This window comes from Hoyosella sp. YIM 151337, assembly GCF_026041215.1.
GTDB lineage: Bacteria > Actinomycetota > Actinomycetes > Mycobacteriales > Mycobacteriaceae > Hoyosella.
Genome location: NZ_JAPEIQ010000004.1, coordinates 158208 through 169093, shown reverse-complemented (window position 1 = coordinate 169093; position 10886 = coordinate 158208). Strand labels below are relative to the sequence as shown.

General features: G+C 62.6%; 10 protein-coding genes. All 10 read left to right on the top strand.

Annotation, left to right across the window (positions count from 1 at the left end; genetic code table 11):
• Position 1 precedes the first annotated feature (1 nt).
• The 10 genes from ONR57_RS01240 (at position 2) to tuf (ending at position 10799) form a co-directional block, all read left to right on the top strand.
• On the top strand, positions 2 to 2023 hold the full coding sequence (locus ONR57_RS01240; RefSeq protein WP_265121009.1) for a biotin carboxylase N-terminal domain-containing protein: 2022 nt from the start codon (positions 2 to 4) through the stop codon (positions 2021 to 2023).
• A gap of 2 nt (positions 2024 to 2025) precedes the next feature.
• Positions 2026 to 3183 (top strand): acyl-CoA dehydrogenase family protein, encoded by a 1158-nt coding sequence (locus ONR57_RS01235; protein WP_265121044.1) that lies wholly within the window; start codon positions 2026 to 2028, stop codon positions 3181 to 3183.
• A gap of 12 nt (positions 3184 to 3195) precedes the next feature.
• Positions 3196 to 3999 (top strand): enoyl-CoA hydratase family protein, encoded by an 804-nt coding sequence (locus ONR57_RS01230; protein WP_265121008.1) that lies wholly within the window; start codon positions 3196 to 3198, stop codon positions 3997 to 3999.
• Positions 4000 to 4001: 2 nt separating this feature from the next.
• A complete protein-coding gene (locus ONR57_RS01225) occupies positions 4002 to 4613 on the top strand; it encodes a TetR/AcrR family transcriptional regulator (protein WP_265121007.1) in 612 nt (203 codons plus the stop codon).
• Between the two features lie 296 nt (positions 4614 to 4909).
• A complete protein-coding gene (locus ONR57_RS01220; protein ID WP_265121006.1) occupies positions 4910 to 5443 on the top strand; it encodes a DUF3558 domain-containing protein in 534 nt (177 codons plus the stop codon).
• Complete coding sequence (locus tag ONR57_RS01215) at positions 5433 to 5987, top strand: DUF3558 domain-containing protein (RefSeq protein WP_265121005.1); 555 nt, start codon at positions 5433 to 5435, stop codon at positions 5985 to 5987. The genes ONR57_RS01220 and ONR57_RS01215 overlap by 11 nt, the downstream gene beginning before the upstream one ends.
• A gap of 330 nt (positions 5988 to 6317) precedes the next feature.
• Positions 6318 to 6692, top strand: a complete 375-nt coding sequence (gene rpsL / locus ONR57_RS01210) for a 30S ribosomal protein S12 (RefSeq protein ID WP_013805256.1) — start codon at positions 6318 to 6320, stop codon at positions 6690 to 6692.
• Complete coding sequence (gene rpsG, locus ONR57_RS01205) at positions 6692 to 7162, top strand: 30S ribosomal protein S7 (RefSeq protein ID WP_265121004.1); 471 nt, start codon at positions 6692 to 6694, stop codon at positions 7160 to 7162. Before rpsL ends, rpsG begins: the two co-directional genes overlap by 1 nt.
• 159 nt (positions 7163 to 7321) lie before the next feature.
• Positions 7322 to 9439 (top strand): elongation factor G, encoded by a 2118-nt coding sequence (fusA, locus tag ONR57_RS01200; RefSeq protein WP_265121003.1) that lies wholly within the window; start codon positions 7322 to 7324, stop codon positions 9437 to 9439.
• A 169-nt stretch (positions 9440 to 9608) separates the two neighbouring features.
• The gene (tuf, locus tag ONR57_RS01195; protein ID WP_265121001.1) at positions 9609 to 10799 is read left to right on the top strand and encodes an elongation factor Tu; all 1191 of its coding nucleotides are present in this window, start codon (positions 9609 to 9611) and stop codon (positions 10797 to 10799) included.
• Positions 10800 to 10886 lie beyond the last annotated feature (87 nt).

Here is a 10886-nt window from a genome sequence, read left to right as displayed (position 1 = left end):
CATGAACGGAGACGACATGCTCGAAATGAAGGACATCACTCGCGTTCTTGTGGCTAACCGCGGCGAGATCGCCAGGCGAGTGTTCGCGACGTGCCGCCGCGCCGGTGTGGGCACGGTGGCTGTGTTCTCGGATGCCGATGCCGACGCGCCGCACGTCAAAGAAGCTGACGCGGCTGTGCGCCTGCCGGGCAACTCCCCAGCGGAGACGTACCTGCGGGCGGAGAAGCTGATCGCGGCGGCTCAGGCAGCCGGTGCTGACGCGGTACACCCCGGCTACGGGTTCCTCTCGGAGAACGCCGAATTCGCGCGCGCGGTCATCGACGCCGGACTCACCTGGATTGGGCCGCCCGTCAAAGCCATCGAACTGATGGGCTCGAAAGTCGAGTCCAAGAAGATGATGGACGCCGCGGGCGTACCCGTGCTGGGCAAGCTCGATCCCGATGCGGTGACTGAAGCCGAGCTGCCCGTGCTCATCAAAGCCTCCGCGGGCGGTGGTGGCCGCGGGATGCGCGTGGTGCGCCAACTGGGCGAGCTGCAGGATCAAATCGAGGCGGCCCGCAGGGAGGCCGAGTCGGCGTTCGGTGACCCGACTGTCTTCTGCGAGCGTTACCTCGAGACCGGTCGCCACATCGAGGTGCAGGTGATGGCTGACCAGCACGGCACCGTGTGGGCAGTGGGTGAGCGGGAGTGCTCGATCCAGCGCCGTCACCAGAAAGTGGTCGAGGAAGCCCCGTCGCCGCTGGTGGAGCGGCTCAAAGGTGACGGCATGCGCGACCGGCTCTTCGAGGCTGCACGGCTCGCTTCGAAAGCGATCGACTACGTCGGGGCTGGCACCGTCGAGTTCCTTGCCGATGAGTCGGGGCATTTCTACTTCCTTGAAATGAACACTCGCCTGCAGGTCGAGCATCCGGTCACCGAATGCACCACAGGGCTTGATCTCGTCCAGATACAACTCGATGTTGCCGCGGGCGCGGCCCTGGAGGCGGAACCACCGGCGATGCGCGGCCACTCGATCGAGGTGCGGCTCTACGCCGAAGACCCCGCCAACGAATGGCAGCCGCAGAGCGGCACCGTGTACCACTTTGACGTGCCCGGGACGCGGGCCGAATTCGAGGTACTCACTGAACTTGGTGTGCGGCTCGACTCGGGTGTCGTTGATGGCTCCGCGGTAAGCGTCTTCTACGATCCGATGCTGGCGAAGGTCATCTCGTTTGGCCCGACGCGACGGCAGGCGGCGCAGGTCCTCGCATCGGCGCTGTCCGGCATGCGGCTGCATGGCTTGGTGACGAACCGGGACTTGCTGGTGAACGTGCTGCGTCACCCCGCCTTCCTTGCCGGTGACACCGATACCGCGTTCTTCGCAACGCACGGGCTCGACGCCCTTGCCGCGCCGATCACCGCCCCGGAGGCGCTCGAGTGGGCGGCGATAGCTGCTGCGGTCGCGGACGCTGAGCACACGCGGGCTGCGGCTCGGGTGCAGCGCCGGATTCCCAGCGGCTGGCGCAATTTGCCTGCGCAGCATCAGAAACGGGTGTACACCACGCCTGCTGCCGAGCACGTAGTGAAGTACCGCTTCACCCGAACTGGTCTCAGCGTGGAGGGACACGAGGAACTGGTGCTGGTGGAAGTCTCCCCGGATGCCGTCGTGTTCGACATAGAGGGCGTGCGGCGCCGCTTCGCGGTGTCCCGGTACGGGGCTGTGCGCTGCGTGGATTCCCCGCTCGGCCACGCCACGTTCACGGCGGCGCCACGGTTTGTCGACCCCTCCGCGGAAGTCGCCGCGGGTTCCCTGCTCGCCCCCATGCCCGGATCGGTGATTCGGGTCGCGGCCGCGGTGGGCGACCGCGTCAGCACTGGTCAGCCGATCCTGTGGCTAGAAGCGATGAAGATGGAGCACACGATTTCGGCCCCCACCGATGGTGTTGTGACCGAACTGCCGGTACAGGCGGGCCAGCAGGTGGACGTGGGCATGGTGCTGGCTGTCGTCAGCGAAGAAGACTCAACATCAGGTGAAGGGGAATGACCATGGACTTCGTGGAAACCGACGAACAGCGCGAACTGCGGAAGGCCGTCACGGAACTCGGCTCGAAGTACGGCTGGCAATACATGCTTGAGAAGTCGAAAGCCGGTGAGAAGACCACTGAACTGTGGGAAGAGGCCGGCAAACTGGGGTTCCTCGGCGTCAACATCCCAGAAGAGTATGGCGGCGGGGGAGCCGGGATGTTCGAGCTGTCCCTTGTGCTTGAGGAGCTGACTGCCGCGGGTACTGGACTGTTGATGATGGTCGTGTCCCCGGCGATCTGCGGGACGATCATCACTCGCTACGGCACCGAGGAGCAGAAGCAGAAATGGCTGCCCGGTATTGCGGACGGGTCGATCACGATGGCGTTCGCGATTACGGAACCGGACGCTGGCTCGAACTCGCACCAGATCATCACCACAGCGCGGCGAGATGGTGATGAGTGGCTGTTAAGTGGCCGGAAGACGTACATTTCCGGGGTCGATCAGGCGCAGGCCGTGCTCGTCGTTTCGCGGACCGAAGATGCGAAAACCGGGAAGCTGAAGCCCGCGCTGTTCATCGTCCCCACGGATGCGCCGAACTTCGAGTACCAGCCGATCGAGATGGGCATCATGAGCCCGGAGAAGCAGTTCAGCCTGTTCCTCGACGACGTGCGGTTGCCCGCCGACGCGCTCGTCGGGTCGGAAGACGCAGGTTTGATGCAGCTGTTCGCTGGACTGAATCCGGAACGGATCATGGCGTCGGCGATGGCGCTCGGAATGGCACGGTACGCCCTCAAAAAGGCGACGGACTATGCGAAGGAGCGGCAGGTCTTTAAGGCCCCGATTGGGGCGCACCAAGCGATTCAGCACCCGCTTGCGCAGTGCCATATAGAGATCGAACTGGCGAAGCTGATGATGCAGAAAGCAGCCGCGCTGTATGACTCCGGCGACGACTGGGGTGCGGCTTCCGCGGCGAACATGGCAAAATACGCCGCCGGTGAGGTCAGCACGAAAACTGTCGACCAGGCCGTGCAAACGCACGGCGGTAATGGGCTGGCGATGGAATACGGGCTGGTCCCCTTGATCGCAGCGTCGCGCCTCACGCGGATCGCCCCGGTGAGTCGGGAAATGATCCTGAACTTCATCGCGCAGGCCAACTTGGGTCTGCCCAAGTCGTACTGAGCGGAGCTGCCAATGAGCGAACTAGTGCAGTACACAGCCGATAACGGAATAGCGTCCGTCACCCTCGACTCGCCGCACAACCGCAATGCGCTTTCGACCAAGCTGGTGCAGGGGGTCGTCGACGGTTTGCAGCAGGCCGCGCACGATGACGGCGTCCGTGTGGTCGTTCTGACGCACACCGGCGGCACGTTTTGCGCGGGTGCGGACCTTCAGGAGGCGTCTGACACGGCGGGTGACCAGCTCGACCCGATGGAAGTCGCTAAGCTGCGCACCCGGCAGATGCGTGATCTTCTCCGTGGCATCGTCGCGCACCCGAAACCGATCGTGGCGCAGGTCAACGGGCATGTTCGGGCCGGTGGCATGGGTCTTGTGGGGGCGTGTGATCTGGTTGCGGCGGGGCCCGAAAGCACATTCGCGCTGACTGAAGCGCGACTTGGCTTGGCAGCGTCGATTATCTCGCTGACGCTGCTGCCGAAGCTTGATTCGCGCGCTGCGTCGCGGTACTTCCTGACGGGTGAGAAGTTCGGCTCGGCCGAGGCGGCGCGAATCGGATTGATCACCGAAGCCTCCGCGGATCCCGCGGAGACGGTTGCGGCGTGGTGCGCGGAGTTGCGCAAAGGCTCCCCGCAGGGGCTCGCGGAGTCGAAAGCGCTTACGACCCGCGACGTCCTGGCAGGTATTGATCAGCGCGGCGATGAACTTGCGGCACTCTCCGCGCGGCTCTTTGCGTCCGAAGAGGCACGGGAGGGCATGATTGCCTTTTTGCAGAAACGTCCGCCCCGGTGGGCGGGGGAGTTCGAAACGGCGGGCCGTTAGCAGTGACAATTCGTGAACCTCAGCAGGAGCGCAGCCGCGCAACGCATCAGCGACTGCTCGAAACCACTATTGAGTGCCTGGCGCAGCGCGGCTGGTCAGGCACGACGGTCGGTGTGGTGGCGAAGCAGGCGGGCGTGTCCCGCGGCGCGATCCAGCATCACTTTCCCACCCGGGAAGACTTGATCACCTCTGCGCTGGAGTTCATTTTCGATCAGCGCATGGCTGAGGTTCGCGCTGCCGCCGCTGTGATTCCGGAGGGCGACGAGCGGGTCGAAGCGGTGGTGGTGCGGCTCGTGGACTACTTCACCGGGACGTTGTTCAAGGCGGCTCTGCAAGTGTGGACGGCGGCCGCTGCGGATCCAGCACTCAAGGAGCGCGTGGTTCCGCTGGAACTCCGTTTTGGCCGCACCGTCCACCAGATCGCGATTGAACTGCTTGGTGCCGACGACTCGGACCCCGATACGCACCGTCTGGTGCAGGCGACGCTTGACATGGCGCGCGGTTTGGGGCTTGCAGATGTTCTTACTGACGATTCGCGGCGGCGTTCGCAGATCGTGGCGGTATGGGCACAGCATCTGAGCATTGCGCTGGCGCGAGCGACGGCAGATGTGTGAAGCGCTCCCGATGGTCTGCACCACGCGTGCCCGGCCGGAATTGCAGGATGCCGCCACACGGACGGTGATCGAGCAGCCCCTGGCGAGAAGGTAGAGCGCCGCACACGCCACAGCAGCGATAACGTGCACCTGGGGTGCCTCGTGGACGGAACGTGCGAAGCCGCGGTGCTGCCTCTCCCCAGATTGGTCCGTGTCAATCTACCCCCGGTTTCCGGAGGTAGATTGACACAATCAGCGCACGCAGCAGAAAAGCACGTCCCCGGTGCGGATCGGCCGCGGAAGGTAGCATCCGTAGCGTGGACATCCGGGGGTTGCGGCGCGGGCTGGGAGCGGGTGTGCTCGCGGTTCTCCTCGCCGCGTGTACAGCCCCCGGAGACGAGCCTGAGCAGCCGGCGCAAGAAACCCCGCAGAGTGCGCCCCCGGGCCTTTTCTTTGGTGAGTGTGGTGGCGTCTCGGGGGACGAACTGATGGAGGTAACCGGCGTTCGGAACGTCCGGCTCATTGAACGGAACTCGGTGGGCTGCCGGTGGGAGGATCCAAACTTCTTCGGCGCACGAGCGTCATTCTCTTGGTACCGGGGGAGTCCGATCGGGCGCGAGCGGACCCTGGTTGAATTCGCTGGGCGTGATGTTTTCGAGGTCACCGTTGAGGGAGCGTCTGGGCAGCTGACGGGCTTCGCTGGCCGGGGGACCGGGATCTGCGAGGTGTCAATTGAATCGGGGGCGGATTTCTTCGTGTGGTCGGTGGTGTTTGACCAGTTGAATCCGCCTGCCGATATGTGCGAGCGTGTGCAGACTCTCGCGGAAATGACGGTGAGCCGTGCCGGGTAGAGGTAGATGGTGCCGTGCCGCGGTCCTGACAGCGGGGGGTGCGGTTCTCGCAGCGGGCCTGCTGGGGTGTACACGCGAAATCGAGGGGAACCCGCGCGCCGATGGCTCCGTCGAGGTGTTCGATCGGCAGCAGTACCACAACATCCTGAACGAGTGCGAACTTCTGGCGGCTGAGGATATTGCGGAGGTGTTCGACGCCGACGGCGTCACGAATACCTTTTTCGGGGCGATTTGCCGGTACGACGTGTTCGGCCCGGCCGGAACTGTCGGTGTGACCCTGGCGTGGTTTGAGGACGGCTCACTGTGGCGTGAACGGCGCGCCACCGAGGAACTGGGCTACGAGATCTCCAACGTCTCGGTCGCGGGCCAGGGCGGGTTCGAAGTGCGGATCCCGGATGATCCGTCGGCGTGCGGCGTCGCAACCCGGGCGGGGGACGGCGGCTCGCTGACCTGGTGGGTGCATCCGCAGACACAGCGCACGGGAGTTAACAGCTGCGATGCGGCGCTGGAGCTTGCGGAAATGAGCGTCCGGATGAACTTCTGACGCGCGAACGACCAGTCCTTTGGTCCACCATGCGCTCACTTTGACCTGGGCGGTGATATAGAGGTATTGTTGCCGGTCGTGCCCGATCATTCGGGTCGAATCGCAAGCCTGAATCCAGTGACTCCGGCGGCAGAAGACTGTCCGCCGGTGTTGGTGCGGGTGCCATAGTGGTAGCTGCGTTATTGTCTTCGCTGGTCAGGAGTGCGACACTCCCGACCTCGGGATAGCGGGGGCTGGGCTTGTACTGTGGAGCCCGGTAGAACCCACAAACTTTGAATACGTTCCGCTCTTGACCAAGAGAGTGAAGAAGCACCAGAGGAAAGCCGGTCTATGCCCACGATTCAACAGCTGGTCCGCAAGGGGCGCCAGGACAAGGTCGCCAAGACCAAGACGGCGGCCCTGAAGGGGAGCCCCCAGCGTCGCGGTGTGTGCACACGTGTGTACACCACCACCCCGAAGAAGCCGAACTCTGCGCTGCGGAAGGTGGCCCGTGTACGCCTGACCAGCCAGATTGAAGTCACGGCATACATCCCCGGTGAGGGGCACAACCTTCAGGAGCACTCAATGGTGCTCGTGCGCGGCGGTCGTGTGAAGGACCTTCCGGGTGTTCGTTACAAGATCATCCGCGGCTCCCTTGACACTCAGGGTGTGAAGAACCGCAAGCAGGCACGCAGCCGTTATGGCGCGAAGAAGGAGAAGAGCTAATGCCTCGCAAGGGCCCAGCACCGAAGCGTCCGCTCATCGCTGATCCTGTTTATGGGTCACCGCTGGTTACTCAGCTTGTGAACAAGATCCTGCTCGACGGCAAGAAGTCAACCGCTGAGCGCATCGTCTACAGCGCTCTCGAGCAGGCTCGTGAGAAGACCGGCACGGATCCGGTTGTCACGCTGAAGCGTGCCCTTGACAATGTTCGTCCGGCCCTTGAGGTCCGCAGCCGCCGCGTTGGTGGCGCGACCTACCAGGTTCCCGTTGACGTTCGTCCGGCCCGCGCGACGACTCTTGCGATGCGCTGGATCGTCACCTTCTCGCGGCAGCGCCGCGAGAAGACGATGGTTGAGCGGCTTGCGAACGAACTTCTCGACGCCAGCAACGGTCTGGGCGCATCGGTCAAGCGGCGTGAAGACACGCACAAGATGGCCGAGGCAAACCGGGCGTTCGCTCACTACCGCTGGTGATCTTGGGCAGGTGTCTGCGCGAGCGGGCAACTGCCAGAGAACACGCTGGGCTCGATAAAGTAACGGTGACCACCGTGCACTGCCTATCACCCGAACCGGGCCCGGCGTACAGGCAAGGCAACCGCACATAACGACAAGAAACGAGCGGGGAAGATTCCAGTGGCACTTGACGTGCTGACCGACCTGAACCGGGTGCGCAACATCGGCATCATGGCGCACATCGACGCCGGTAAGACCACAACCACCGAGCGAATCCTGTTCTACACCGGTATCAGTTACAAGATCGGTGAGGTTCATGACGGCGCCGCTGTCATGGACTGGATGGAGCAGGAGCAGGAGCGGGGTATCACCATCACCTCGGCTGCGACAACCTGTTACTGGAAAGACAACCAGATCAACATCATCGATACACCGGGTCACGTTGACTTCACGGTGGAGGTGGAGCGTTCGCTCCGCGTTCTCGATGGTGCGGTTGCCGTCTTCGATGGCAAAGAGGGTGTGGAGCCGCAGTCCGAGCAGGTCTGGCGCCAGGCTGACAAATACGACGTTCCGCGTATCTGCTTCGTCAACAAGATGGACAAGCTAGGCGCGGATTTCTACTTCACCGTCCAGACCATCAAGGACCGCCTTGGTGCGCGGCCGCTGGTCATCCAGCTGCCGATCGGTGCGGAAAGCGAATTCACCGGCGTCGTCGACCTCGTCGAGAACCGTGCAATCGTCTGGAAGGACAAGGACGAGCACGGCAACGATGCGAAGGGCCAGCTCTTCGACATCATCGACATTCCGGCAGATCTTGCTGACAAGGCCGAGAAGTACCGCCAGGAGCTTATCGAGGCTGTCGCGGAGTCTGACGAAGAGCTGCTCGAGAAGTTCTTCGGTGGCGAGGAACTCACGGTCGAGGAAATCAAGGGCGCGATCCGTAAGCTCACGGTTAACGGCGAGGCTTACCCCGTTCTGTGCGGTTCCGCATTCAAGAACAAGGGCGTCCAGACGATGCTCGACGCGGTTATCGACTATCTGCCGTCGCCGCTCGATGTTCCGTCCGTTGAAGGGCACGCTCCCAACAACGAGAGCGAAGTGCTTACGCGTAAGCCCAGCGCAGACGAGCCGTTCTCGGCGCTTGCGTTCAAGGTCGCGGCGCACCCGTTCTTCGGCAAGCTGACCTACGTCCGTGTGTACTCAGGCAAGGTCGACTCAGGTGCTCAGGTGCAGAACTCCACCAAGGGCAAGAAGGAACGAGTGGGCAAGCTCTTCCAGATGCACTCGAACAAGGAGAATCCTGTTCCGAACGCATCAGCTGGCCACATCTACGCCTTCATCGGTCTGAAGGACACCACTACTGGCGACACGCTGAGTGACGGTTCCGCGCCGATCATCCTCGAGTCGATGACCTTCCCCGATCCGGTTATCGAGGTTGCTATCGAGCCGAAGACGAAGTCGGACCAGGAGAAGCTGTCCACCGCCATCCAGAAGCTCGCCGAGGAAGACCCGACATTCAAGGTCCACCTCGATGAGGAAACCGGCCAGACCGTTATCGGCGGCATGGGTGAGCTTCACCTCGACATCCTCGTCGACCGTATGAAGCGTGAGTTCAAGGTCGAGGCGAACGTCGGTAAGCCGCAGGTTGCTTACCGTGAGACGATTCGCGGCACGGTCGAGAAGCACGAATACACTCACAAGAAGCAGACCGGTGGTTCCGGCCAGTTCGCCCGTGTCATCATCAAGCTCGAGCCATTCAAGGGCGAAGATGGTGAGCACTACGCGTTCCAGAGTGCCGTCACCGGTGGGCGTGTGCCGAGGGAGTACATTCCTTCGGTGGACGCTGGCGCACAGGACGCCATGCAGTACGGCGTGCTGGCTGGCTATCCGCTAACCGACGTCAAGGTCACGCTCCTCGATGGTGCGTACCACGAAGTCGACTCGTCGGAAATGGCCTTCAAGATCGCCGGTTCCCAGGCCCTCAAGGAGGCTGCCAAGAAAGCGCAGCCGGTGATTCTCGAGCCGTTGATGGCAGTTGAGGTCACTACTCCTGAGGACTACATGGGTGATGTCATCGGCGACCTGAACTCCCGCCGTGGTCAGATCCAGGCCATGGAGGAGCGCAGCGGTGCTCGTGTTGTGAAGGCACTGGTTCCGCTGTCGGAGATGTTCGGCTATGTCGGCGACCTCCGGTCAAAGACTCAGGGCCGGGCGAACTACTCAATGGTGTTCAACTCCTACGCTGAAGTTCCTGCGAACGTGGCGAAGGAGATCATCGCGAAGGCCACCGGCGAGTAAGTTCACCAAGCGCCGCCCATAGGTAGTATCTCCGGGTAGCCTTCCTAGGAGCCGCTTCTCTGGGAACCCCTTGGGGGACCCCGGCCTCGGGGTTATCGGCACGACCACCTCGTTAGAACAACCGCACTGCTGCAAACTGCAAGCACTAATTAGTCCAGGAGGACATCAAGTGGCGAAGGCGAAGTTCGAGCGGACGAAGCCGCACGTCAACATCGGCACCATCGGTCACGTTGACCACGGCAAGACCACGCTCACCGCTGCTATCACCAAGGTTCTGAGCGATACGTACCCAGAGCTGAACAAGAGCTTTGCGTTCGATGAGATCGACAAGGCTCCTGAAGAGAAGCAGCGCGGTATCACCATCAACATCTCGCACGTCGAGTACCAGACGGAAAAGCGCCACTACGCGCACGTCGACGCACCCGGCCACGCCGACTACATCAAGAACATGATTACCGGCGCAGCGCAGATGGATGGTGCAATCCTCGTGGTTGCTGCCACCGACGGCCCGATGCCGCAGACACGTGAGCACGTGCTGCTGGCTCGTCAGGTTGGCGTTCCTTACATCCTGGTGGCGCTGAACAAGGCCGACATGGTCGACGACGAGGAAATCCTCGAGCTCGTCGAGATGGAGGTCCGTGAGCTTCTCGCTGCGCAGGAATTCGACGAGGAAGCCCCCGTCGTCCGCGTCTCCGGCCTCAAGGCCCTCGAAGGTGACCCGGAGTGGACCGGCAAGATCCTCGAGCTCATGAACGCTGTTGACGAGTCCATTCCGGACCCGGTTCGTGAGACCGACAAGCCGTTCCTCATGCCGATCGAGGACGTGTTCACCATCACCGGTCGTGGCACTGTTGTTACCGGTCGTATCGAGCGCGGCAAGGTCAATGTGAACGAGGAAGTCGAGATCGTCGGCATCCGCGAGAAGTCCACCAAGACCACCGTCACCGGCATCGAGATGTTCCGCAAGCTGCTCGACTACGGCGAGGCTGGCGACAACGTTGGTCTGCTGCTCCGCGGTATCAAGCGCGAAGACGTCGAGCGTGGCCAGGTTGTTGTCAAGCCGGGTTCGACCACCCCGCACACGGAGTTCGAGGGCCAGGCCTACATCCTGTCCAAGGACGAGGGTGGCCGTCACACGCCGTTCTTCAACAACTACCGTCCGCAGTTCTACTTCCGTACCACGGACGTGACCGGTGTCGTTACCCTTCCTGAGGGCACCGAGATGGTCATGCCGGGCGACAACACCGAGATGAGCGTCAAGCTGATCCAGCCAGTCGCCATGGACGAGGGCCTGCGCTTCGCTATCCGCGAAGGTGGCCGCACCGTCGGCGCCGGCCGAGTCACCAAGATCGTCAAGTGATCTGACGGGCTCACCCTTACTGAGTAACGGCACTCACCTCACATGTGGGGTGAGTGCCGTTACTTTTTGTCTGGACATGTTTTCCCG